Origin of the sequence: Paenalcaligenes suwonensis, from assembly GCF_011290505.1 — a bacterium.
GTDB lineage: Bacteria > Pseudomonadota > Gammaproteobacteria > Burkholderiales > Burkholderiaceae_B > Paenalcaligenes > Paenalcaligenes suwonensis.
Genome location: NZ_JAANPV010000011.1, coordinates 1 through 25802 on the forward strand (window position 1 = coordinate 1; position 25802 = coordinate 25802).

General features: G+C 50.5%; 21 protein-coding genes and 1 tRNA gene. 12 read left to right on the forward strand and 10 right to left on the reverse strand.

The window, feature by feature from the left end; all coding sequences use genetic code 11:
* The first annotated feature begins 780 nt into the window (after positions 1-780).
* The 6 genes from GY634_RS15085 to GY634_RS15110 all read left to right on the forward strand — a co-directional run bounded on the left by GY634_RS15085 (position 781) and on the right by GY634_RS15110 (position 4634).
* Positions 781-987, forward strand: coding sequence for a hypothetical protein (locus GY634_RS15085; protein WP_166409557.1), 207 nt, complete (start codon positions 781-783; stop codon positions 985-987).
* Entirely contained in the window at positions 980-1174 is a 195-nt protein-coding gene (locus GY634_RS15090) for a hypothetical protein (RefSeq protein WP_166409558.1), read from the forward strand. The genes GY634_RS15085 and GY634_RS15090 overlap by 8 nt, the downstream gene beginning before the upstream one ends.
* Positions 1167-1502 (forward strand): hypothetical protein, encoded by a 336-nt coding sequence (locus GY634_RS15095; protein WP_166409559.1) that lies wholly within the window; start codon positions 1167-1169, stop codon positions 1500-1502. Before GY634_RS15090 ends, GY634_RS15095 begins: the two co-directional genes overlap by 8 nt.
* 191 nt (positions 1503-1693) lie before the next feature.
* Complete coding sequence (locus GY634_RS15100) at positions 1694-2458, forward strand: hypothetical protein (protein WP_166409560.1); 765 nt, start codon at positions 1694-1696, stop codon at positions 2456-2458.
* On the forward strand, positions 2455-4029 hold the full coding sequence (locus tag GY634_RS15105; protein ID WP_166409561.1) for a YqaJ viral recombinase family protein: 1575 nt from the start codon (positions 2455-2457) through the stop codon (positions 4027-4029). The genes GY634_RS15100 and GY634_RS15105 overlap by 4 nt, the downstream gene beginning before the upstream one ends.
* A 74-nt stretch (positions 4030-4103) precedes the next feature.
* Complete coding sequence (locus GY634_RS15110; protein ID WP_242683723.1) at positions 4104-4634, forward strand: hypothetical protein; 531 nt, start codon at positions 4104-4106, stop codon at positions 4632-4634.
* A 76-nt stretch (positions 4635-4710) separates the two neighbouring features.
* On the opposite strand, the gene GY634_RS15115 is transcribed toward GY634_RS15110, so the two are convergent.
* Positions 4711-5391, reverse strand: a complete 681-nt coding sequence (locus tag GY634_RS15115) for a hypothetical protein (RefSeq protein ID WP_166409562.1) — start codon at positions 5389-5391, stop codon at positions 4711-4713.
* 104 nt (positions 5392-5495) lie between these two features.
* On the opposite strand from GY634_RS15115, the gene GY634_RS15120 reads away from it, so the two are divergent.
* Positions 5496-7154, forward strand: coding sequence for a DNA cytosine methyltransferase (locus tag GY634_RS15120; RefSeq protein WP_166409563.1), 1659 nt, complete (start codon positions 5496-5498; stop codon positions 7152-7154).
* A gap of 106 nt (positions 7155-7260) precedes the next feature.
* Here the strand turns inward: GY634_RS15120 and GY634_RS15125 are convergent, their stop codons facing one another.
* Positions 7261-7671: a hypothetical protein gene (locus GY634_RS15125; protein WP_166409564.1), complete on the reverse strand. Its 411-nt coding sequence runs from the start codon at positions 7669-7671 to the stop codon at positions 7261-7263.
* 358 nt (positions 7672-8029) lie between these two features.
* Between GY634_RS15125 and GY634_RS15130 the strand changes: the two genes are divergently transcribed.
* A complete protein-coding gene (locus GY634_RS15130; RefSeq protein ID WP_166409565.1) occupies positions 8030-9109 on the forward strand; it encodes a tyrosine-type recombinase/integrase in 1080 nt (359 codons plus the stop codon).
* Positions 9110-9124: 15 nt separating this feature from the next.
* Here GY634_RS15130 and GY634_RS15135 read toward each other — a convergent pair.
* Positions 9125-9201, reverse strand: a tRNA-Ile gene (locus tag GY634_RS15135).
* Positions 9202-9351: 150 nt separating this feature from the next.
* Here GY634_RS15135 and GY634_RS15140 point away from each other — a divergent pair.
* Positions 9352-10356 carry a magnesium and cobalt transport protein CorA gene (locus GY634_RS15140; RefSeq protein WP_166409566.1) on the forward strand — a complete coding sequence of 335 codons (1005 nt, stop codon included), beginning with the start codon at positions 9352-9354 and terminating at the stop codon, positions 10354-10356.
* Positions 10357-10812: 456 nt separating this feature from the next.
* On the opposite strand, the gene GY634_RS15145 is transcribed toward GY634_RS15140, so the two are convergent.
* The 4 genes from GY634_RS15145 to GY634_RS15160 form a co-directional block, all read right to left on the reverse strand.
* On the reverse strand, positions 10813-11346 hold the full coding sequence (locus GY634_RS15145) for a hypothetical protein (protein ID WP_166409567.1): 534 nt from the start codon (positions 11344-11346) through the stop codon (positions 10813-10815).
* Positions 11347-11472: 126 nt separating this feature from the next.
* Positions 11473-12867, reverse strand: a complete 1395-nt coding sequence (gene hglS, locus GY634_RS15150) for a 2-oxoadipate dioxygenase/decarboxylase HglS (protein ID WP_166409568.1) — start codon at positions 12865-12867, stop codon at positions 11473-11475.
* A gap of 45 nt (positions 12868-12912) precedes the next feature.
* Positions 12913-14166 carry a 2-aminoadipate transaminase gene (locus GY634_RS15155; protein ID WP_166409569.1) on the reverse strand — a complete coding sequence of 418 codons (1254 nt, stop codon included), beginning with the start codon at positions 14164-14166 and terminating at the stop codon, positions 12913-12915.
* Positions 14167-14267: 101 nt separating this feature from the next.
* On the reverse strand, positions 14268-15194 hold the full coding sequence (locus tag GY634_RS15160) for a LysR substrate-binding domain-containing protein (RefSeq protein WP_166409570.1): 927 nt from the start codon (positions 15192-15194) through the stop codon (positions 14268-14270).
* Between the two features lie 365 nt (positions 15195-15559).
* On the opposite strand from GY634_RS15160, the gene GY634_RS15165 reads away from it, so the two are divergent.
* Positions 15560-16138, forward strand: a complete 579-nt coding sequence (locus tag GY634_RS15165) for a DJ-1/PfpI family protein (protein WP_166409571.1) — start codon at positions 15560-15562, stop codon at positions 16136-16138.
* A gap of 96 nt (positions 16139-16234) precedes the next feature.
* On the opposite strand, the gene GY634_RS15170 is transcribed toward GY634_RS15165, so the two are convergent.
* Entirely contained in the window at positions 16235-16669 is a 435-nt protein-coding gene (locus GY634_RS15170; RefSeq protein WP_166409572.1) for an NfeD family protein, read from the reverse strand.
* A gap of 14 nt (positions 16670-16683) precedes the next feature.
* On the reverse strand, positions 16684-17616 hold the full coding sequence (locus GY634_RS15175) for an SPFH domain-containing protein (protein WP_166409573.1): 933 nt from the start codon (positions 17614-17616) through the stop codon (positions 16684-16686).
* A 71-nt stretch (positions 17617-17687) separates the two neighbouring features.
* On the opposite strand from GY634_RS15175, the gene GY634_RS15180 reads away from it, so the two are divergent.
* Complete coding sequence (locus tag GY634_RS15180; protein ID WP_166409574.1) at positions 17688-18554, forward strand: pirin family protein; 867 nt, start codon at positions 17688-17690, stop codon at positions 18552-18554.
* Position 18555: 1 nt separating this feature from the next.
* On the opposite strand, the gene GY634_RS15185 is transcribed toward GY634_RS15180, so the two are convergent.
* Positions 18556-19818, reverse strand: coding sequence for an MFS transporter (locus tag GY634_RS15185; RefSeq protein WP_242683724.1), 1263 nt, complete (start codon positions 19816-19818; stop codon positions 18556-18558).
* Between the two features lie 74 nt (positions 19819-19892).
* Between GY634_RS15185 and GY634_RS15190 the strand changes: the two genes are divergently transcribed.
* Positions 19893-25802 (forward strand): alpha-2-macroglobulin family protein, encoded by a 5910-nt coding sequence (locus tag GY634_RS15190; protein ID WP_166409575.1) that lies wholly within the window; start codon positions 19893-19895, stop codon positions 25800-25802.

Sequence of the window (25802 nt, forward strand, 5' to 3'; positions counted from 1 at the left end):
GAAAGAAAAAAGAAACGTGCAGTAACCACCGCCCTTCGTAAGAGGGGCATCACATAGGCATAGATACTGTTTCTTGCTTCGGCAAGCGTAGTGGAATGCTTTAGACAGCTTGAGTCGCGCCAAGCATGCCTATGTGATAAGAATCAACCGAGGCGAGATTGGAGTTTGCGGCAATCCTCGGCAAGTACCGCAAGTAGGTAATCCTCAGGCTAACCCTACCGTAACCCAGACCGCGTAAGTGTCTGGGGCTATCAAGTGAGTGCTGACAAGCGATAGCCAGCCTCTACGGTCCCCTGAAAAGCTAGAAGGGGCGGAATAGACAAGATCGGGTAGCGCCGAGTGTGCGGGTGCCGAGCTGGAAGGTGTCTAAATCCCGCTTGCTTCGATCAGCACTCACTTGATGGCAAGCAGTAAGCGCAGGCAAAGCGCCGTGATGTTGATGCGGATAATGATGCCGTGAGAGTCGGCACATCAAACAAGCGCTCGATGTTTAGGCCGCGAATCGAGAAGCTGGAATTTGCAGCCAGCGCCATCAACCCATACCGGATATCGCTTTTCCGATGTCCCATATAAAACAACACCTTGCCACATGGTCCCTTCATCTATGAGGGGACCAAATACACATATAGATCAGCATAGATCTACTTAGAACCCTATCCCCACGATCTGTTGATAACGCTGGGGACACTCCCTTAACAGCACAGCCAGAGCCTCTATTACAGCGGCTCCGCACGGTGCTGGCTATTTACTATCCAGCGCTGAGGCGCACTAGGAATCATCATGCACAAAACATTGATAAAGCTGTACGTCGAAATGCCTGACGGGATGACTGTCGAGCATTACACGGATAAAGCGCCTGTTGAGCTGGCTAATGCTATGCAACGAATGCTTATGGATTGGTCGCAGCACCAGACGCTACCAGCACAAACAGGCGCACATCAAAGAGCGGAAACCGTCCAAAAACAGGTGGGAGCATCCAATGCCTGACAAATACAAAGCCCTGAGGGATCAGTTCGCTATTGCTGCTCTAACCAGTGGTGAGGCAGCAAGCTGGCGTGATAACGACTGGACTCCTCACAATGGAAAAACTGTCATCGAAAACATGGCGCTGTGCGCTTACGACATAGCCGATGCCATGCTAAAGGCCAGAGGCGAAGGAGAATCTGGTGACTGAATCACAAAAAGAGCGTAAGGCCATAGACGGTCTACGCGAGCGAATCTTAGATGCACTGGCCGGGAATACCCCGGCCGTTTTTATGGCTTGGAATCACTTAGACCCAGCCAAAAGCGTACCAGCAGAAGAAATCGCTGATCAGGTGATGCACGACCTTTACAAGAATGTGCCAAACCTTGATGCCACTTTGCTAACGGCCTTGTTTGACGATGGGGCGCGCATCAGGCTACGCGAAGAGGTGGAGAAATCCATAGGCGATGCAGCAGCCTGCACAGTTGGCCAGATGACGCAGCAGCGGCTAGACGAGGTGGCGTATGGATGCCGATAGATACCCCGATAGGTGGTGGCATGTGCCTGCTGCAGTTCTGGCTCTATTAGCCTGCGCTCTTATGCCAGCAGAACCGGAGCCAGAGCCAGAGCCCACAGACAACCAGTATTGGGCTGAAACGCACTATGAGCGTGAGTATGCAGCCCTTCAAACCCACGAAAACGAATCTCTTCCATCACAAGGACACAGACATGAATGAGTTAGCCACCACAGGCAAGCAGAGCTTTAGCCTTACCCCACAATCGTTAGATGAGGCAATGCGCTTCGCGGAAGTGTTGGCCAAGTCCAGCATCGTGCCAAAAGACTTCCAAGGTAACCCCGGCAACATCCTGGTTGCCGTGCAGTGGGGTATGGAGCTTGGTTTGCAGCCTATGCAAGCTATGCAGTCTATTGCTGTTATTAACGGCCGCCCTGCATTGTGGGGCGATGCTGTGATTGGTCTGGTGCGTGGATCTCCATTGTGCGAGTACATCTACGAAACAGACGACGGTAGCACAGCCACTATCCGCGTTAAGCGTCGCGGTGAAGATGAGCAGATGCGCACGTTCAGCATGGACGATGCGAAGTCGGCGGGGCTGGCTGGTAAGCAAGGTCCATGGTCACAGTACCCCAAGCGTATGCGCCAGATGCGTGCGCGAGCCTTTGCGTTGCGTGACGTGTTCCCTGATGTGCTGCGCGGTATGCCGATTGCAGAAGAGGTCGAGGACACGCCAACAGAGAAGCACATGGGCCCAGCACAGCAAGTGCGGTCTACAGAGCAGGCTCAGCAAGCGTTGCCTCATTATCCGCAAGATGACCTGGTTAGCAATCTAAGTTCATGGCGTGACTACATCGAAGCAGGCCGTGCTACGCCAAAAGACATCATGGCGAAAGTCGAAAGCAAGTACCAACTATCAGACGAGCAGCGAAAGCAGATCGAGGCTCTTGCAAACCCACAAACGGAGTTAGCCCAATGATCATCCATAACGTACTTCAAGGCACCGAAGAGTGGCATGCTCTGCGTGCCAATCACTACACCGCCAGCGAAACCCCTGTAATGATGGGTGCGTCTAGCAAGATGCGCCGTAACGAGCTGCTGCATCTGAAAGCAACTAGCTCTGAGCGTGAGTACAGCGACTGGGTGCAACGCAACCTGTTTGATAAGGGGCATCAGTACGAAGCTGAGGCGCGTGTAATTTTGGAGCGTCGTCTTGGTGAGGACCTATACCCAACGGTGGGCGTTGACGAAGAAACTGGACTGCTTGCTTCACTGGACGGCATCACCATGCTTGGTGACGTCATCTATGAACACAAGATGTGGAACGAAGAACTGGCCGAGGCGGTGCGTTCTGGTGATTTGCCGCCAGAGTATTACTGGCAGCTAGAGCAGCAGTTATTAGTCTCCAAGGCTGAACGCGCTTTGTTCGTAGTGTCTGATGGCACAGAAGACAACTTCGCCATGATGGAGTACCTACCGGTTGCTGGTAGAGCAGAGCAGATAATTGCTGGCTGGAAACAGTTTAGTGAGGATCTGACCAACTATCAGGTCGTAGAGCAAAAGCCGGAAGCCGTAGGCCGCACACCAGATAACCTACCAGCCCTGCGCATCGAGGTAAGCGGCGAGGTTACCGCAAGCAACCTGACGGAGTTTAAGGCTCACGCTATTGATGTGATCAAAAGCATCAACCGCAAGTTGGAAACTGATCAGGATTTTGCAGATGCTGAGAAAGCGGTCAAGTGGTGCAAGGAAGCAGAAGACCGCATTGAGGCTGCCAAGTCTCACGCACTTAGCCAGACAGCTTCTATTGATGAGCTTTTCAGAACCTTGGGCGATATCAGTACAGAGCTTCGGTCTACACGCCTTGAGCTTGATCGTTTGGTTAAGGCTGAGAAAGAAAACATCCGTAACGATATCCGCACTAAGGCAGAGAGCGCCTTTACAGCACACATCCAAGCCCTGAATAAGCGTCTCGGAGAGGTTCGTTTGCCGCGCGTAGATTGCAACGTGGCACTGGCTATGAAGGGCAAGCGCACGGTGGCAACGCTACAGGATGCTGCCGATACCGAGTTGGCGCGCGCAAAGATCGAAGCCAACGAGTTGGCAGACGACATACAAGGCAAGCTGGCTTGGTTCAACGATAACGTGACAGAGCCACATCAAGCTCTGTTCCGTGATCTGGCTGACCTAGTAACGATGCCGGCTAACCACTTTGAAGCGACAGTCGTTGCGCGGGTATCAAAGCATCAAAAGGATGAAGAAGAGCGCCTTGAGAAAGAGCGTGAACGCATCCGCCAAGAAGAAGCTGCAAAGCTGAAACAGGTAGAGCCAGTGCAAGCCATTGCCCAGCCAGTAGCGCAGGCGGCCCAGCAACCCGTAGCCAAGCAGACCCCCGCGCAACCGCAGCCAGTCAATCAAATGCGCCCAAGCGACCGCCAGATAGTAGATGCCCTGGCATTAGCTTTCCGCGTGCATGACAGCAAGGTTATTGAATGGTTGCTGGACATGGACCTACAAGCCCTTAGCGAAGGCCTAGCTGTAGAAATGTAAACGGCTAAGCAGGCAACCACAACCACCTTGCCACAGCCTGCTTATCCCCCTCATTTGATCCGGAGAAAATTAACATGCAATCCCTGTTTGAGCTTATAGAGCAGACTGCAAAGCTGTCTCACATTAACGTCCGTAGCGAGACTCATGGTGGTGAAACAGTGGTTGGTGCTGACCTAAAGATTGTTTTTGTAGAGAGCAGCGGCATCTTGTCAGAGTTTCACCCGCGACTACGTTTTGCCTTTTATATGAAAGACGAAAACCCACAACAGGCTAGTCTCGAAGGTCAGGAGCCAGAGCCTAGCATACGTGTATTTGGCGGCTTAATTAAAGGGTTTGATATTGAGTATGACTTGAAAGGAGCTGAGGTTGTAATCAAGTATGGCCTTGGCGGTTCCTCAGATATTCATCTAGAGACCACGAATATCAACGGCTTTAAGGCGGGCTTATTAGAAGGCGGTAGTGTGTCAATGTCCTTCGTTATCAAATGCAACCCCACAAGTGACCAGGTATCGAAGTTGACTGAACTGCTCGGTAATGAAATCACTATCAGTGTGAAACCAGCCGAAGAAAAGCAGGGCAGTTTGGGACTACCGATTGAGGGCTAGCTATGAGCAAACGTTCTCGTCAGAAAAAACAAAAGCCCGGTCGTGACTATCCATGGCCGGGGCAGGAAAACTAGAATCATTGTTTTGTATTATATTTATCTTTGTATTTTTTCAGAATTACACGAATTTCGTTCGCATATGTATTTGGTATAAAACGATGATCTGTACTTCTTTTAAATGATTCTAAATGCATTTTTATAGAGCTAAGATCGAGTAAGATTTGACCAATTGGTTTTAGGTTTTCATTATATGGTGGTTCGTGTATTGGGATTTTTTTTAAATAAATTTCGCAAACTTCTATCACCTCTAATGCACCCTTTGCATAGAAAAAGTCTTTAGGGTTAAAGTGAGTATCTAGACATTTAATTGTTTCATAGATATGCTCGCATAGCTCTATAGAGGAGTTTCTTTTTTTTTCTATTAACTCTTCTTGGAGATGGAACTGTTTCTTTACCTGATAGTTTGCAATTATTGTGGCTGCTATGATTGCTAAAACAGATCCTATCGCCTGAACCCATGCGGCTAATTGGCCTCGATCCTTAATCGGGTATGAGTAATAGAGATCAATCAACCACCAGCTAAGTATTGCTGCTACGACTGCTGCTGTTAGATTGGTTAATGGTTGGCGTCTCCAGTCTTTTAGAGTTCTGACGGATGCCTCTCGTAGTGCTACTAACTCTGATCTCATGTTTCTCCATAAAACACAAGCGTGCAGACAGGCGCGAGTAAAGCCTTTTCTGCGTTTTCTATTTCCCATATCCCCTCCATCCCATAGACGCACCTAGTTTAGCTTAGTGCGTTTCTTTTTGCGCCCCAACACTACGCAATAGCACTCGCTGTTGCTTTCTCTTAGAGATTCCCATGCTGACACCCCAATTGTTGTTACCGGTTCATCACGAGCTGGTTGTAGACCTGTTTGCCGGTGGCGGTGGTGCCAGTACCGGTATTGAACAAGCCATAGGTCGCGCAGTAGATATTGCCGTCAACCACGATCCCGAAGCCATCGCACTGCACGAAGTGAACCACCCACAAACGCAGCACCTAGTAAGTGATGTTTTTGAGATCAATCCGCTTATGGCTACACGCGGCAGGCCTGTTGGATTGCTATGGGCAAGCCCTGACTGTAAGCATTTCAGTAAAGCTAAAGGTGGCAAGCCAGTATCAAAGCGCATACGTGGCCTTGCATGGGTGGTAGTGAAGTGGGCAAAGGCTGTGCGCCCCCGTGTGATTATTCTGGAGAACGTGGAAGAGTTTCAGACGTGGGGGCCGCTCACTGATGACGGTATGCCTTGCCCAGAGCGTAAGGGGCAAACGTTCCAGCTTTGGAAAGAGCAGCTGCGCCAACTTGGGTACCGCCTCGAATACAAGGAACTACGCGCCAGCGACTACGGCACGCCTACAATCCGCAAACGCTTCTTTATGGTGGCTAGGTGTGATGGCCTGCCTATCGTATGGCCTGAGCAAACCCATTACCAAAAACCAGAGAAGGGGCAAAAGAAATGGCTACCAGTATCCGACATCATTGACTGGTCTATACCCTGCCCGTCCATATTTGAACGCAAGCGCCCCCTTGCTGACGCTACCTGCCGGCGTATAGCTAAAGGCATCATGCGCTACGTAGTGGAATCAGCAAACCCGTTTATTGTGAGCATTGCAAACTGGTCTGGTGAAAGCATCCGTCCAGTAGACGAGCCGTTATCCACGGTTACCGCTAACCCAAAGGGTGGCCACCACGCCATCGTGGTACCAACGCTAATCCAAACCGGCTACGGTGAACGCCCCGGACAAGCGCCACGGGTACCAGGTCTAGATAAGCCGCTCGGCACTGTCGTTGGCTCACAAAAGCACGCGCTTGTGATGGCGTTCATGGCAAAGCATTACACCGGCGTAGTTGGCAGCGACCTCAACGACCCGCTAGGTACCGTGACTAGCGTTGACCACCACAGCCTTGTGACCGCAAACCTTGTGCATCTTGGTCACGGTGAAGGCAAGTGCGGTACTAAGCGTTTCAGCCACGGCATACGAGACATTGAGCAGCCGCTCAATACCGTAACGGCTAGTGGTGCACCTGCAGCTTTAGTTACTAGCCACTTGCTGCAACTGCGTAATAACCAGTTTGGCCAAAGCGTGGATGAACCCATGCCAACGCTTACAGCCGGCGGCACCCACGTTGGTGAAGTGCGCTCTTTCTTGGTCAAATATTACGGCAACGATCAAGACGGCCAAAGCCTGAATGAGCCACTGCACACAGTCCCAACACGCGACCGCTTCGGCCTCGTTACTGTCCACGGCATCGACTACCAGATCGTTGATATCGGTCTACGCATGCTGTCCCCACGCGAGCTGTACCGCGCCCAAGGCTTCCCCGAAAGCTACATCATCGACCGCAAGCTAGACGGTTCACCACTAACCAAGACAGCCCAAGTACGCATGTGCGGCAACAGCGTATGCCCACCTCTCGCGCACGCGCTCGTTCAAGCCAACTACTCAGAACAACAAGCCATGCGCATGCAGGCATAGGAGCTATTTACATGACAGCTATACAAAACATGGCGACTCAACTCATGAGCCTACACAGCAAACCCGACCGTAAGAACAGTGTTTAATGTGTTGAGGAAAATTATGCTTAGGGTTCCTCTGAAGCGTTAGACTCACTATAAAAGTCTCTAAATCCTCTGAATTTGTATATCCTTTTAGATACTTTTGTTCCTGATCCAGACAGGCCAAAATTGAGGCTGTTTTCAGAGGCCTCTAAACCAACCCCTCCTTTAGCAGAAACATCATAATATTCTTCAATATCTACCTCTTCAGCTACTTGGATTCTTTCGGCGATGGCCAATTCTTGTGCAACCTTGGCTCGATCTTTAGTCATTTCCATTTCGATTCCTTGCCTCATGGCTAGTTCTTTTAAATCGTCTATGGTTTTTCTTTCTAGGTCACCTTTTGTTGGCGTTGATCCTGCAACATAATCTGCCAGCGTGTTTAATAAACCAAGAGGGGTTGACATGAAAGCTGCTTTGATGAGTTTTTCTTTCATTCTGTTTTTCTAGTTGGTTGTTGATATGGGAATAGTAGCTGATATTGTCTATAGATAAGCGTGTATTTTAATCAAACCACAGATCTTGAGTGGCAGTAATTACAGATGCTGATCGATACCCCGCAGTTGCGGGGTTTTTTATTGGAGCGAATATGTCAGAAAACGCCATTTCACTTAAAGAAGCAGCGAAGCGATTGGGCGTGTCGTACCAGACGGTGTTTGCCAAAAGGCACAAGATCGGCTTCCAGCTTCCAGACGGGCGAGTGTGGAGGGTCATGCCTTCCCGACTTGCAGAGTTAAGCCAACCGCGATACAACGTTATGCGGCTGGCGCTGCAAACTGACACGGAGAAAACTACATGTCAATTAAACAGCGCAATGGTATCTGGTGGATCGACTTCCGCTCGCCGAGCGGCGAAAGAATTAGACGATCTACTGGGACAAGGGTCAAGAAGGCCGCGCAGGAGTACCACGACCGCTTAAAGGCGGAGTATTGGCGAGCCGATATGCTTGGTGAGGAAATCCGTACTTTTGACCAGGCAGCACTAGAAATGCTGAAACTGTCAGAAGGGCAGAGTGATTACGAAACCAAGCTTCGGCACGTTAAGTACTGGCGTGATGCTCTAGGCGGCGATACGCCCTTACGATCTTTAACCGGCGGAATGATTGTGCAGGCGTTGCCTACGCATTCGACACACGCACACCGCAAACCAACCCCGTTAAGTGCGGCTTCTAAGAACCGCTATCTATCTACCATGCGCCGGATTTTAAATCTGGCCAATCAGTGGGGATGGATTGCTAAGACGCCGCACATGGAGCGCTATGACGAACCATCTAAGCGGGTGCGGTGGGAACGGCAGAATGTTATCAGTGCTTTGATTAATGCTCTGCACCTACCGTGGATGCGTGATGTGTGCCTTGTTGCGGTAGCCACTGGCATGCGTGAGGATGAGCTTCTAAGCCTGCTACCTATGGATGTTGATCTTCAACAATCAACAGCATGGGTGAGGGCGGAGAATGCTAAATCAGGTTATGCCAGGGCGGTGCCACTTAATGCAGATGCTCTAGCAGTAATAGAGCGACGTATTAAAACCGCAACGACCTATGTCTTTGAGCGACCACCCCAGAGAAAGGATGGCGAAATCATCAAGATATTTCAGACAGATGCTAGAGACTTTAAGCGAGCATGCGCAAAAGTGGGGATTGAGGACTTCAGGTTTCACGATCTGCGCCACACTTGGGCAAGCTGGCACGCTCAGTCTGGAACGCCTTTGATGGTTTTGAAGGAATTAGGCGGATGGGAGACGCTGGAAATGGTGCAAAGGTATGCGCATTTAGCACCTTCGCATTTGGCCCATCACGCAAGTTCGGTCACATTTTGGGCACAGCAAGCTGGAAAAGAAAAAGAGCAACCGTGCAGGGTTGCTCTAATGTCTTGATATTGCTTAGGTTTATGGTGGGCCCAGCTGGACTTGAACCAGCGACCAACGGATTATGAGTCCGCTGCTCTAACCAACTGAGCTATAGGCCCACGACCTTCACAAGAATGCAATTATGACATAAAGAAGGTCGGTTTGCCTAGTAAGCTGAACAATCAAAAAAAACGTCGTTTTCCCTGTATAAGATGACTGCCTTCAGTGCTAAGGTGAGGGGCGTGTGTGGGCAGCAAAAAAGGATAATTATGGAAGCACCAACCCAGTCTAGCGCGACACCTGTAAATAACCGTAGTCGCGCGTATTTATATACCGCTCAGGGCGCATATCAGCATGAGGATGTAGGGGCTCTAGGCTCGCTGTCGCGCACCGAGGAGGATGTGTTGTGGGTGATGCTGTCTGACCCCGAAGAGGCCGAAATTCAGCAGGTGTGTACGGACTTATGCATTTCAGAGTATGTGCAGCAAAGTATGCAGGAGCGCCATCGACGTCCCAAGCTTATTAGCCTGGAAGATGTGGGTTTTATGGCGGTGATTACGGTTGCGTTGAAGGGCAAGCGCCCTCAGTTCGCTGAGGTGCAGTTGGTGATTGGGCGCAATGTATTGATCACGGTCAGTAAGGGGCAGGATCTTCAGCATGAAGGGTTGCATCAGCGCTTGTCGTCGTTATCGCGGGCGGCCCGGCGTGGTAGTGACTATTTGGCCTTTGAGTGGTTGGACTTGGTGATTGATCACTATGTGCAATCGTTAGATGTGCTGGAGGTTGCCGTGGAGGCAATGGAGCAGCGTCTGTTGTTGCATGGCTTTCAGCGTAGTGATGTGCAAGGCATTTACCGTTTGCGTCGCGATTTACTGCGTATTGAGATGGCTATTGCGCCATTGGCCGAGATTTGTAGGCGTATGGCCAGGTTAGATACGGCGTTTATTGAAACGGCTAATCAGGCGTATTTTGCCGAGGTATCCGACAGGGCCCTGCGTGTGACGGAGTTGATTCATGCGCTGCGTGATGCGCTAGCCTTTGCGTTTGAGGGCGGGCAAATGCTTGAACAAATGAAGCAAACCGACACCGGACGCAAGTTGGCCGCATGGGCGGCTATTTTGGCTGTGCCTACAGCGATTGCCGGTATTTATGGGATGAACTTTAAGTTTATGCCGGAGCTGGAATGGAGTTTTGGTTACCCCATGGTACTCACAGGCATAGGAAGTTTGTGCGGGTTCCTGTATTACAAGTTCAAAAAAGCGGGTTGGCTATAACGTTGTAGCAATTTTTTTTGTGACCACTGGCTAGGCAGGCAATTACTGACCAAAGAACCTTCTTTGTATGATTGATGCGTCTCTGCGTGGTTTCTTATTAAGTTGTCCCCAAAGTTATGCACAGATTTTGGGGATATCTTTACGCTTGACTTTTATGGGTTGTTGAAAATCGTTCTGTGCGATGTGAATACTTGGTCACAATATTTTTGTTGCTGCTTTGCTTCAAATCAAAGAATTTTTAAATCTGTTTAAAATCAATAGGTTGTTTTTATTTTAAACAGAAATTAGCAGTTTTCTAAAAGTGATTAAGACGATTCTGAATGCGAACGATTTTTGCGTGCAAAGTAGCGTTAAGCATAAGTAAAGACTAGCTATTTTCTGCCTTTTTATGCGCTGACTTGCAAAGATATCCACTGTTTCTGAATTGTCAAGTTGGAAGTAACCAGTGGTTTGACATTAGTCTATAGACTTGACCTTGGCTTCCACATCAATGACTTCACCGCGTGGTGTGACCGTGCTTTGTTGGTGGGCCAGCAGTTGACTGGCAATGTGGAAACATTCGTCGATGTGTTTGTGCCCGACTCGGCGCAAGATTACATAGCTTAAGCCCGAGGCCGCCACCGAACCTAGTACAGGAATGTACTTGCCGCCGTATTTGGTGGCTAGGCTTTTCATGCCCATGCTTTTGAGTAGGCTAAGTACGCGTTGCGGAGTAATGACTTTTCCCAGTAAGCCTATGCTGAAGTTAGCACCGCCTACCACCATGATTTTTTTTAGTTCGGGGCTGAGTTCTTCTACTTGTTGTGCGCTGAGCCCGAATTTCTCATTGATTTGGGGCAGTATTTGCAGAAGCAGGGCGACGTCAGTGCTGACGTCTAAGCCGGGGATGGGAACGACGGCTGCCGCTGCTGAGATCAATGCGCGTTGACTGACTAACTTGCGGCAGTCGGCACGTATTTGTTCTAGTTCGGCGAGGGTGGTAGCGGCCATAGTTCTTTACACTGTACAAGGGTGCTAAAGGGCAGCACGTCTTGATAATGCTAGCAGAAATAGCAAACATATGGCGGTGGTTTTACAGCGAGGGCTAGCTGGATGACGCTAGCCCTCGTGGCAGGCTTAGGCAGCGACGCCTAAGGCTTGCAGGCAGTGTGCTAACGAGCGCTTTGCTGTTTGTGCATAGAGTTGCTGCTCATCAATGACCGCTTGTCCTAATTGCGATTCAAAGATCTCTTGGTTGGACAACTGTGTATAGCTGCTGTTGCCGCCATCACCCAAGTTGGACTGAAAAATTCCCGCCGCACTCACTGGCAGAAAGTCCTCGTAAACAATGGGGGACAAGCTTACGTCGCCATTTTCAATTAGCGTTTCCAGTGATGTTTGGGCCGCGAAACTGCCGGCTTTGGCCAAGCCTTGGCTGGTGGGCAGGTAATTGAAGTACACCAAGTCGTTTTTGAACAGTTGCTCCAAGGTGTCGGGGAATTGTTCAAAGTGTTTGTTCATCAATTGTGTGTACGTGCTGGCGTTGTGCTCTGCTGGGGCTTCGCCTAAGTCCGCGCGGGCAGCGTTAAGCAGTTGATCGTACAGCTCACGGCCTTTTTGTGTAACGGCAGCACCGCGTTGTTCAATTTCTCCAAAACGTGCTGTGTGGCTACCTTGTGCGCCGTTTTGCTGGTCGGCAAAACGCACGGGTTCATTCAGTGCTTTAAAGCTGGTTTGGCGCAGCAAAATAGGGTGTTTGCGTGTAGGCGGGCCTTCAATGACGGCTTTAGGCGTAATGCCATATTTGGGCATGGCGCTTTGCACGGAATCAATATTCAATGTGCGCGGTGTTAGGTGGTTGATGTGTGGGCCTTTAAATGCCACCACATCGGCGATCAGTCGGTGTTGGTCGTGCAGGTCTTTATATTGCGAGCTCGACACGGTAGATTCACCGTGCCAACTAAAGGTTTTAAGTGCCTCTGCTACAAAGCGGGTCGCATCCTCTTCGGTTAGGCCGCCATCCGCTTCGCATTGCGCAATTAAGCGTAGGGCTTCAGGGCTGAAAATCTGGCGCTTCGCCAGAATGCTACGCGCTTCCTCACGCAGTTCTGGGTCTTCAATCAGTTCTAAGCGCAACAGTGAGGTGAAGACTCTAAAGGGGCTGACACGTAACTCATCTTCGTGCAGGGCACGAAAAGCGGTGGAGTGCACGGGTACACCCGCAGGGCTTAAGTCGTAGTAGCCAACGGGGTGCATCCCCATGACAGCAAATAAACGGCCGATGGTGTGCAGTTCTTCGGGGGTGCCTACGCGTATGGCGCCGTGGCGCTCTTCATCTAAACGCTCAAGTTCTTGTGCTTGCTGCAGGTTGTGATACAGAGCTTGATCGGCTTGCAGGGTGGCTTGATTGATGTCTGCAACCATTTCCATCAGCGTGCCGTACAACGGTACTTCGTCTTTGTACATGGCAGACATGGCGGCAGAAAACTGCGCACGTATCTGGCTAGGACTTACAAAATTAGTGGATGTCATGCAGGCTACTCCTTTGCGTGATGACGGCATAATCAAAATAAAAAATCAGTAACATTCGGCTAAGCATTCGCCCAGAATGCACAGGCCTTGATCCAGCACATCGGGCTCAACGGTGAGCGGTGCCAGTAAGCGAATCACATGGCGATACTCGCCGCTAGGCATTAACAGCAGACCGCGCTCGCGGGCACGTTGCAGCACCTTGGCAAGCTCTTGTGTGCCAGGACCGCCTTGTGGATTGCGTAGCTCAATACCGCGCATGGTGCCTATACCGGTTAGGCGTTTAATAACGGGCAGTTTTTGGGCTTCCCAGCGCTGGTAGTGTTCCAGTACGAGATTTTCGTAGGTGCTGGCCCAGAGCTGTAATTGTTCGTCGTTGGCTAGTTGTTGAATGATCTGCAAGGCGGCGGCGCAGGCGACCGCATTACCAGAGTACGTTCCACCCAAGCTGCCGGAAGGCATGCTTTGAAACAGCACAGAACGGCCCATGACAGCACCTAAGGGTAGGCCACCAGCAATACTTTTACCCAGCAGTAGCAGGTCTGGTTCTACACCCAGTTGTTCAAACGCAAAGCGTTTTCCTGTACGCCCAAAGCCTGATTGCACTTCGTCCCAGACCAGCAAAATACCGTGCTCATCACAGAACTGGCGTAGGTAACGGGCAAACTCAGGATCTAGTGATTGGAAGCCGCCGTCGCCTTGTACGGGTTCGGCAATAATGCAGGCAATGTCGTTAACGTCTAGTTCCACTTTGATTAAACGCTGTAAAGCGGCAATGGCTGTGGCGTTGTCAACGTTGCTGTCAGGGCTTGGGTAAGGGATGTGATAGACCGGCCCTGGTAAGGCACCCAAGCCCTTTTTATAAGGGCTAACTTTGCCGTTTAGGTTCAGTGCGGCTAAGGTGCGGCCATGAAAAGCACCATCAAACGCTATGACGGCGCTGCGTTGGGTGTTAAACCGGGCAATCTTTAGCGCGTTTTCAGTGGCTTCAGCGCCGCAGTTGGTAAGCATGCCCAAAAACGGTTCTTTGCTGGGTATGAAAGCGGCAAGTGCATCCATCAGTTCGCTGTATGGCTGGTGAGGGATAGCGTTAAATGCCGAGTGCGTCATGCGCTGGGCTTGATCAATAATGGCTTGTACTACTGCTGGGTTGCAGTGGCCCAGGTTCAGCACGCCAATGCCGCCGATAAAATCTATGTATTCACGTCCTTCGCTATCCCACACACGGGCATTCTTACCAGAGGTTAGCGTGATGGGGTGAACAATAGACAGGGCAGGGCTGATATGCGCACTGGTTTGCATGGGAAATCCTTTGTGATGTTGTCTCGGTATTCTTTTTTTGAATGCGAGCTTGTATCACAGCAAAAATCATGCAGTGCAGCAAACGAAAAAAAGGGTGGGTGTTATTCCTTTTTTTCCTGATCCTCTAGTTCTAAGTGTTGGGTGAGCCACTGTATTAACTGACGTATGCGTGGTTCGTCAGCGGTGTGTGCCTCGTAGGCGACATAATACGCCCCTAAGCTGGGTAGCTCATACTCCCACGGACAGATCAATAGCTGGCGTTGTAAGGCATCGGCCGCCAGAAACTTAGGGACTAAGGCAATGCCGTAGCCAGCAAGTGCAGCCTGTATACAGGCCGACCATGTGGCAAAACGTGGGCCATGGTAACTGTGATCAATAGGGTCGTTTTGGTCAGAAAAATAGCGTTCCCATGCATTGGGTCTAGAGTGGCATTGTATTAAGCCAAAATGGGCTAATTGCGAGGCATGGCGTATGGTTTTATTGCCCAACAAGCCGGGTTGGCAAACGGGAATCATGCCTTCTTCAAAAAGCTTCACACATTCCAAATTTTCCCAATTTCCATGCCCAAATAAAAAGGCTACATCAATACTTTTTTGCGCCAAACTAAAAGGCTGCAATGAATCATGCATATCAATTTGTATATGCGGGTGCAGGTCATGGAAATGTTTGAGCAGGGGAATGAGCCAATGCGCACCCAAACTGGGGTGGGCAGCAATACTGAGCACCTCACGCTCATGGTCGTAGGCCAACATCTGCAAGGTGGATTGCTCTATGTTCAGCAGGATTTTGCGCGCTTGCTCTAGGTACAGTTGTCCTGCAGGCGATAGGCTCAAGCGTTTGCGTAACCGTCTGAATAGTGGGGTTTGGAGGGTATCTTCTAATAGCGCTACTTGTTTGCTGACAGCGCTTTGGGTAAGGTGCAGCTCTTTGGCAGCATGGGTAAAACTAAGGTGTCTAGCGGCCGCCTCAAAACATTGCAGTGATGTGATAGAGGGGTATTGGTTACGAGAAAGGCCCTGAAAGCTCATGCTACACCTACACAAACAAAGAGTAGGGGTATTGTAGCCTGCGAATCCATAGCAAGAGACTGGCGTTACGCAATAAAAAAACCAGCCCGCAGGCTGGTTAAGAGGAGGAGACCACCACAGAAAACCTGAAAGCTACAGTGCTTGATTTCATTATGGGAGTATTGGTTATAGCGTCAAGGTATAAATCTCTTTAAGTTTTTATAAATGAAAATGGTCAGTAAGCTAAAACAGCTATATGATGGTCTTAAAGCTAGTGTTTATATGGCTTTGTGATGTTTTCTCGTAATTTCGTGAATTGCTTTTTGTTACGATATAAACGTTTAAAAAGTAATGATTTGCGTGTTTTTCACTAAAGGAGTGCAGCAATGGCTAAAAAAATACTGATGTTGTGCGGGGATTATTGTGAAGACTATGAAACGATGGTGCCGTTTCAAACATTGCAAGCTGTAGGGCATAGAGTGGATGCGGTTTGCCCTGGCAAGAAAAAGGGTGAAAGCATCGCCACAGCCATTCATGATTTCGAAGGTGAGCAAACCTACTCAGAAAAGCGTGGCCATAATTTTGTACTCAATGCCGATTTCGATGCGGTACAAGCCGCTGATTACGATGCGTTGGTGATCCCCGGCGGTAGGGGGCCCGAGTATTTGCGCTTAAACCCACAAGTGATCGCCATCGTGCAGCACTTTTTTGTGGAGAACAAACCCGTGGCAGCAGTGTGTCACGGTGCGCAACTGTTAGCAGCCGCTAAGGTGTTGAATGGTCGCACATGTTCTGCGTACCCGGCGTGTAGGCCTGATGTAGAGCTTGCTGGTGGGCGTTATGCTGATATTGCGGTGAATGCAGCGATTACCGAAGGCAACTTGGTGACGGCACCAGCGTGGCCAGCACATCCAGAATGGTTGGCACAATTTCTTAAGCTGCTGGGTACAAAAATTACGCTGTAAATAGCCTAGTACTAGCACATGCTGGCGCGATGGTAATGAAAAACGCCCGATGAATACCATCGGGCGTTTTTGTATGGGCTGTACGTAGGTGCAGGGTTATGCCGGCTCTACAATCAGGGTAGACCCCTCAAAGCCCACAACACGTACCGCATCACCTTCGGTAACGGCAGCAGAACACAATGCGCTGTAGAAGCTGTCGTCTAGGCGCACACGGCCTTGACCATGGTTGAAGGTGGTGATGGCTGTGGCGTGGCTACCTATATAGCTTTGCAGGCCGCTATTTAATGAGCTTTGTTCAGAGCTTAACTTACGTTTGCGATGCAGTGTTAAGCCTGCCCATAGCGACAACCCAATGGCTACAGCCAAGATGACAAACTGTATGCCTAAGGGGGCTTCTGGCCATGCGCTGACGAATAGGCCTACAACAATGGCTGCAACGCCTATCCATAGAATAAATACCCCAGGAATGAGTGCTTCCAGAGCCATTAATAGGCAGCCGATAATAAACCACGACCAGGGGCTAGCGAACATGTTTGGGCCTTTACTTAGGATTTAGTGGGGGTGTTGGTGGACAGGTTTTTAAGTAGTTCACCAATGCCTGCTACCGCACCGGTTACGCCCGTTGCTTCTAGTGGCATCATGACCAATTTGCTGTTCTCTGCACTACCAATACTTTGCAGTGCTTCCACGTATTTTAAGCCCAAGAAGTATTGCACAGCGTGCAAATTACCGTCGGCGATAGCAGCAGACACATCGCGTGTGGCCTTAGCCTCGGCTTCGGCTTGGCGTTCGCGCGCTTCGGCAATCAGAATGGCGGATTCACGTTCACCTTGGGCACGCAATACAGCGGCTTGCTTTTCACCTTCAGCCTGCAGAATTTCGGCTTCGCGTTGACCATTCGCTTTGGTAACCTGAGCGCGGCGATGACGCTCTGCCGTCATTTGCAGGTTCATGGCTTCTTGCAGCTCTGGCGACATGGCCAAATCGCGGATTTCAATACGTGTGACTTTTACTCCCCACGGTGCGGTAGCGGAATCTACTGCCGACAACAGGCGTTCGTTGATTTGTTCACGGTTGGACAACATGTGGTCCAGTTCCATGGAACCCAGTACAGAACGCAGGTTGGTGGTGGTTAAGTTAATGATGGCGCGTTGCAGGTTATCAACTTGGTAGGCAGCTTGGGCGGCGTTATCAATGCGGTAAAACACCACGCCGTCTGCGCTAATGGAAACGTTATCGCGAGAAATCACGTTTTGAGTTGGAACATCTAATACCGATTCCATAACGGAAAGCTTGGTACCAATGCGATCAATGAAAGGCACAATGAAGTTCAGGCCCGGGCTAAGCGTACGGGTGTAGCGGCCAAAGCGCTCTAACGTCCATTGTCTACCTTGGGGTACGACTTTGACGCCAGCGCCTATTACGACTACCGCCAAAATGACTAAAACGATAGTGAAATCAAAAAAACCACCTAACATATGAGAAATCCCACTAAAAGTACAGTAAATTGCTATAAATAGATTTTAGCGTATTGCGCGAGGATGTTTTTATGCTTGAGATGGTAATTGAAACTCGGTTACATAATATAGGGGCATTCGACGTAGGCAGAGTATTGCCATTTCGCAAACGTAGAATGGTAGGACCTTTCATTTTCTTTGATAGGATGGGGCCGCAACATTTTGCTGCACCTATTACAACTGATGCAGACGTATTGCCACACCCCCATACAGGTTTAGCCACCGTTACCTATTTATTTGAAGGCACGATGACGCATAGGGATAGCCTAGGTGTGCAGCAGCAAATACGTCCTGGCGAATTAAACTGGATGAGTGCAGGTTCGGGCATTAGCCATTCAGAGCGTTTTGATGACATGCGGCCCACAGGTGGCACCTTAGATGGCATACAGGCATGGGTAGCACTACCTAAAGAGTTTGAGGAAAGTGATCCTAGCTTTCAGCATTTCGATACGGCCCAATTGCCTTTATTAGAAGATACACACTATAGCGGCCGATTAATTGCGGGTAAGGCATTTGGCTGTGAGGCCCCCGTAGACGTGTTCTCGCCACTGTTTTATGTGGATCTGCAAGTGAAAGCAGGTGGGCGTATTCCGTTGCCTTCTGCGTATTCTGAGCGTGCTATTTATGTGGCCAAAGGTGTGATTGAGTACGGTGGCCATCGCTACGAGGCAGGCCATATGCTGGTGTTTGCGGTAGGCGCTGATCCTGATGTACGTGCGGTGGGGGATGCGCGTGTGATGCTGTTAGGTGGTGAGTCGGTAGGTGAGCGCTTTATGTGGTGGAACTTTGTGGCGTCCAGCAAAGAGCGCTTAGAACAGGCTAAAGCCGATTGGCAGAGTGGACGCATTGCATTGCCCCCTATGGATAACGAGGCGTATATCCCTCTGCCAGAACAATAACTTAGGCTTTTGTGTTGGAAGCGTCGGCTTGCTGCTGGCGTTTAAAGCAGGGTTTCACCCATAGCGATAGCCCTATAGCCAGTATCGCTAAGGTGGTACAGAAGCTGATTAAGGCAGCATGCATACCGAAATGGTCCGCAATATAGCCTATGGCTAACATGGGCAGAATGGCACCTAAATAACCCATAATTAGGTAGGTAGACATCAGTGCCGCCCGTTGCTGCGGGCGTGCCACCAAACTCACTGTGGCAGTGCCCGAGGTCAGGCACAGGCCATGGCCCAATGCCGTAATAAACACGCTAACAATAAACAGCCACGACCAGCCACTAAATAAGTTGGCCATCAAGAGCAGCCCGCTAAAGGCAATAAAGAGCATGCCTTGCTGCATATTTTGTTTAGGTGAGCGATGGCGTAGTAAAAGCTGGAACGAGGCCGACAAAAATAAAATAATGCCAATGGATATACCGCTGACAGCGGGGCCATGCCACGGCACCATACTTTGCATAAAGCTGGGGGCTAAAGAGGCAAACAAACTAAATATGGCAAAGGCAATAAAAGCAGAACCGCCAGCAATCAGAAATAGCGGGCGACAGGCGCCTTTGGGAAGCTCGATTTTAGGCAGCGGTAAGCGTCGAGTTACTGCGAGTCTTGCTGACTCTGGCGTATTGTGACGCAGAGAAAAAAGGGCATACGTAGCCAAACAGCCCATCAAAATTGACGGGATATAACTACTGCGCAACGGAGCGGGGAAAAATTGTGCAATGACCCCACCAATAGCTGGGCCCATCCCAAAGCCAAAAGCGAGCATCAAGCTGGTGGTGGAGGCTGCGCGTTGTAAATCACGTGACGGACTAAGCTGCGCCAACCCTATAGAGGCCGAGGTCACAATTAAGCTGGATGCTAAACCGATGAGTACGCGGCTCAGTATAAAAATACTGAAGCTGTGGGCAACCGCAGAGAGCACTAAGCCTGCCGTTACTAGCACCAAACCGCCACGCAAAATGGGCATATAACCGTATTGGTCACTTAGCTTGCCTAAAAACAGCAGGCTACACAGCGCCGAGAACATGTAGATCACATAAACCAACGTGATATCGCCGGTGCGTAATCCCCAAAGTTCTTGATACAGCGGGTAGAGTGGGCTGGCTAAAGCCGTCCCCATCACCCCAACGAACATGGCATAGCATACCCACGCGTAAGGGTTGCGGTGCAAGTGTCGCGAAAAAAATGAAAGTGGTTTAGCTGGTGGATGAGAATGTGACATGAGTGGGGTATTATGGCGGAGTTGCGCATCTGCCTACTCAGGCAAAACTTTCATAGAATACAACCGCCTACATTATGAGAATTATTCCGTTATCGGTGTCCTTGGCCCTAGCGCTAGGGGGCGCTGCGGTATCAGCACAAACCTTGAAAGCCCCTCATTTTACGCCTGAATTGGGTGAGGGGGGATTAGGCTTACGCGCTGTGGTGGCAAATTTCGGTCAGAACGTGGCCGTATTGGGCCAGCAGTCCGAGGCGCCATTCATTGTACAGTGTGACGATCCTGAGGCTATTGGCTCAGGCAGATGGCTAGATGCTAGGCGTTGGGTCTTCGAGTTTGTAGAGATTGTTGCGCCAGGTGCTAGTTGTACCGCGCAGACAAATCCGGCTTTTATTGCAACACAAGATAGAAAGCTGTCACCAGACGTATCTTACGCATTTAACTCTGGCGGCCCTAAGTTATTAAGCTCTAGGCCATATTATTACTCTAACATTAGCGAAGATCAGGCAGTGGTGATGCGCTTTGCAGCGCCTGTGGATCCTAAAGAGCTAGAGCGTTTGGGCGGGTGTGCGGTAGATGGTGTAGGGGAAATGATTCCCTTGCAAGTGGTAGAGGGTGCGCGCAGAACCGAGTTGTTGACAGCGGTGCTGTATGACTACGATCCAGCAAACGATAGCGCGGCAGATCAGGTGGTGCAGTGTGCCCGCTTGTTGCCTGCCGGTGCGGATGTGAAATTCGTGATTGAAGCTGGATTGGGTAGCGCCTTCGAAGGGCGTGAACCGGTGCGTTATAACGACCCTACCGTGCTGAATTTCGAAGTGCGTCAACCTTTCTTGGGACGCATTAGCTGCGACCGTAGTAACGCTGACGCACCTTGCAATCCTTTGCTGCCTATTAACGTGGTGTTTTCGTCAGTAGTGGAAGATGCCTTGTTGAGTAAAGTGACTTTAGAAGGGGGCGGTAAGCGCTGGGAGCCGGCTAAAAAAGATGCCGATGAGTATTACTACTCTGGCGATAGCCGAGTTGTGCGTTTTGAGGGGCCTTTCCCGCCGGAAATCAGCGTTAAGGTTTCTATTCCTGACTCGTTCGTGGATGACAGTGGCCGTAGTTTAGAAAATGCGCAAGCCATGAAAGACGCGACGATTGCACTAGGTGTGTATCCACCGCTGCTAAAGTTTGCTTCAGGCGACTTTGGTGTGATTGAACGTTTTGCTAATGCCGGTGTGCCCGGAGAAGAAGACAACCAACCGCCAGCTGTGCCATTAACCATACGTGGGTTGGAAGCGGGTTTCCGTGTAGATGAGTTACAGCGTAGTGCTGGTAGTGTGCACGATTACGCCACACAAGACGATCAAGAAGTGCTGAAGTGGTTAGCGCGATTGCGCAGACTGTACGAAGGCCCCATGCAGCAACAGCAAATTAATAATGTGCTGGCTGACCGTGAATGGAGCTATAGCAGCGATAGCCCAGAAATCGATACGCGCTCTATTTCTGTATTCAAACGATTAGGCTTACAGGCTAAAGAACTCACCTTACCGGGTGTGCCGGATCAAGGTGAAACACCGTTTGAAGTGATTGGTGTGCCATTGTCAGAGCCCGGTTTTCACGTGTTAGAGGCACGTTCTGATAAATTGGGTGAAGCTTTCTTGGCGGATGCCGAGCCTATGTACGTGCGTACCAGTGCCTTGGTGACCAACCTTGGCGTACACATGAAGCATGGTCGCGACGATATGCTGGTGTGGGTGACCACGCTAGATGATGCCCAACCGGTAGCGAATGCACAAATCCGTGTGCTGGATTGTGATGGCAACGAACTGATGACGGGTACCACCAATGCGGATGGGGTTTTTCATCGTCAAGGGGTGGTAGAGAAACAATATTGCCCACGCACCAGTTCTGGCGCTTTGTATGCGTCGGCACGTATCCCTGCTGATCACCCTCAAGCTCACGGTAAAGCCGATTTCTCTTTTGTGCTGTCTGATTGGGACCGTGGTATAGAACCATGGCGCTTTAATGTGGCCGTAGGGTATAGCCAAAACGCAGACCGTATTGCGCATACTGTTCTAGACCGTTCGCTATTCCGTGCCGGTGAAACCGTGCATATGAAGCATTTATTACGCGAGCAAACGCGTAATGGTTTAGAAAACCCAAGTTTTAGCAGTTTGCCGGAAACGGTGGAGTTAACGCATTACGGTTCAGGCGAAAGTTTTGAGCAACCACTGCGTTGGTCTAGCGATAATGGTGGTGCTCGTGCGTATTCCAGCTTTGACCTGCCTAAGAATGCACCGTTGGGCGAATACATGATCATGCTGAGTGGCTCCAAGAGCTGGCATGAAACAGGTAGTTTGCGTATTGAAGAGTTCAAACTGCCCTTTATTAAAGGCAGTATCAAGTTAAGCGATGGTTCAGATAGCCCTAGCATGGTACGCCCACAGCAATTGCAAACCGATTTGCAGTTGGCTTATGTGAACGGCGGCGCCGCTGGTGCGTTGCCAGTGACCGTATCGGCTGTGTCGCGTCCGTATTTCCCTAGCTTTTCGCAATATGGGGAGTACAGCTTCGGGAATGTGCGTAGCACGAATTACGACGAAGAAAGCCCAGCACCTTCCGAGCAAAAACTGTTTTTAAATAAACATGCGTTGGTATTGGATGTGGACGGTGGCGCGCGTGTGCAGGTAAGCGATGTCCCGGTGGATGAAAAACCTCAGCAGTGGTTGGTAGAGGCCAGTTTCCACGACCCCAATGGTGCTATTCAAACACTAAGCCAAACTACAGTGGTGTGGCCGTCAGCAGTGGTGCCGGGCATACAAGCTGATGGTTGGATGAGTAAAGGCAGCAAGAACAACGTGAAATTGCTGGCGTTGGACACACAAGGCCAGCCTATTTCAGGTCAATCCATGACATTGCGCGGGCAGGTACGCAAAACCCTGTCGGTGCGTAAACGTTTGGTGGGTGGCTTCTATAGCTACGACAACCAACAGCAAGTGGAGGATTTAGGGCAACTGTGCAAAGGCAGCACCAACGAGCAAGGTGTGCTGGAATGCAAGATAGATCCTAAACAAGCGGGCGAAATTGTGCTCGTGGCAGAAGCTGTAGATGCAGCAGGCAATAAAGCGGATGCCTCTACCTCGGTATGGGTAAGTGGCGGCGATCGTTTGTGGTTTGGTGGCGAGAACGATGATCGTATTGATTTGATTCCCGCCAAGAAAGTCTGGGCACCCGGTGAGGAAGCTGAGTTCCAGATTCGTATGCCATTTGAAAAAGCGACCGTGTTGGTCAGCGTAGAGCGTGAAGGCGTGCTGAGCTACCAAATCATGGAGGTGTCTGCCGATAACCCTGTGATCAAGCTGCCAGTATTAGCCGAGTGGGGTCCAAACGTTTTTGTTTCCGCGTTGGTGATACGTGGTCGTTTACGCAGTGTGCCGTGGACGTCTTTCTTTAGTTGGGGCTGGAAGCAACCCTTTGACTGGTACGACGCATGGAGCAATAGCGATGCTGAATACCAAGCACCAACCGCCACTGTAGACTTGTCTAAGCCTAGTTACCGACTGGGGCTGGCCGAGATCGAAGTACGTACTGATGAAAACCAATTGCAGGTAGAGGTAAAACCCACACAGCCACGTTACGCTGTACGCGAAACGGTAGATGTGGAAGTGAAAGTGACGTTACCGGATGGCAAACCTGCTGCAGGTGCATTAATGAGCTTTGCCGCTGTGGACGAAGCCTTGCTGGAATTATCACCAAACCGCAGTTGGGATGTGGTGAAAGCCATGCTGCAACCGCACTCGTATGGGGTACATACTGCGACGGCACAATCTGAGGTGGTGGGCCGTAGGCACTATGGTCGCAAAGCTATTCCTGCGGGGGGCGGTGGTGGTAAAGCGCCTACGCGTGAATTGCTAGATACCTTGTTGCTGTGGAAAGGCGAAGTGCGCACAGACGATCAAGGTATTGCGCATATACAAGTCCCCTTGAATGATTCCTTAACGGCCTTCAAATTGGTAGCTATTGCTGAATACGGCGAGCAGCGTTTTGGTACGGGTAGTGCCACGATTTTGGTGACTCAAGATGTGCAGTTGATCTCAGGCTTACCAGAGGTAGTACGTAATGGTGACAGCTATCAGGCTACCTTCACCGTGCGTAACAGCAGCGAGCAAGATCGCACCTTGGTGCTGAATGCTTCTATGCAGTGGGAAGGCCAATCTACACCCGTAGCCTTAGCGCCTCAAGAAGTGGCGTTGGCTGCTGGCCGTGCGCAAACGGTGCAGTGGGCGGTAGAGGTGCCTGCTGGTTTAGCGGGTGCGGGTGATGCCACGATTACGTGGAATATTGAAGCGCACGATGCAGCTAAGCCGTCTACACGTGATGCACTGACTGTTACTCAAGTGGTAAGGCCTGCTATTCCTGTACAAACCCAGCAAGGTTTCTGGGCATTGGTGAAAGAAGGCAAAGCCTATGATGCGCAACTGCGTACCCCTGAAGGTGCGTTGCGAGACAGCGCAGGCCAGTACTTGGGCGGTATTGCTATTGAACTGCAATCGGGCTTGTCTTCTGATTTGTCTGACGTGCGTCAGTGGTTCCAGCGTTACCCCTACACCTGCTACGAACAGCAGATGTCCAAGGCAGTGGCGTTAGACGATACCCAGTTGTGGCAGCAGTTAACCTTGGGCTCGGCGGCCTATATCTCGCCAGACCAATTGCTGCGCTATTTTCCAAGCCCCATGTTGAGTGGTAGTCCAGTCCTGACGGCCTACATTCTGAATCTGGCAGACGATGCGAAACAGCGTGATGAGGCGTTTGCGTTGCCGAGTTCTATGCAAGCACAATTGCTACAAGGTTTGCGTAATGTGGTGTTGGGTCATACCTCACGTGAGACATGGTTGTCACCAGAGCAGCGGGCGTTACGCCAGTTGATGATGATTGAAACCTTGTCGCGTTACCAGACAGCCACCGCTTCTATGTTGGATAGCATCACCATTGAACCGCAAAACTGGCCTGTAGAAAGCATTCTGGACTGGCTACATGTTCTAGATCGTGTGCCAGGTATCGCGAATGTGGCAGAGCAAAAAGCTAAAGCCATTGATGTGTTGCGCACCCGTTTGGTAACACGTGGCAGTAGCTTGCGCGTGAACGAAACGGATTACCAATGGTGGTTAATGCGTAGTCCTGTAACGGCACAAGCCCGCTTATTAGTCTGGGCACAGCAGCAACCAAGTTGGGAAGACGATGTGCCGCTGTTGTTGCAAGCGTTGATCAACATGCAAAGCAAAGGTCATTGGGAAAGCACCACTGACAACGTGCAAGCATGGCAGTCTATTGCGTTGTTGGCGCAGCAAGTGCAGCCAGCAGAAGGCATGGCCTTGTTAAGCCTAGGTGAAAAAACACGCATGGTGAACTGGGCCACCGTCAACAGCAAAGCGACTGATTCACGCAGCTACAGCCAACAGTTGAACTGGCCAGAAACACAAGTGCCACTGCAAGTGCAGCAAGAAGGTGCGGGCGATGTGTGGGCATTGATACGTTTGCAAGCGGCAGTGCCGACTGCTAAACCAATCATGGCAGGCTATTCTGTAAAACGCGAAGTCATTCCTGTGACTCAAGCTGTAAAAGGCGAGTGGACCGTGGGTGACGTGTATAAAGTACGCCTGACTATTGATGTGAATGCCGAAGCAGGATGGACGGCAGTAAACGATCCTGTGCCACCCGGTGCGATGATTCTGGGTAGCGGTTTGGGCCGTGACTCAGCGATTGAGGCAGCGGGTACGGAGCAAAGTGGTATGTGGCCAAATTACGTAGAGCGCCGCTTTGATGCCTATCAGGCGTACTACGAGAATCTGCCTGCCGGTAAACATCAGCTTGAGTACCAAGTGCGTTTGAACACTGCAGGTGAGTTTGTGTTGCCAGATACTAAAGTGGAAGCGCTGTATGAGCCTGAAACGCATGCGTTGCAACCCAACGCACCTATGGTGATTGGTGAAGCAAAATAA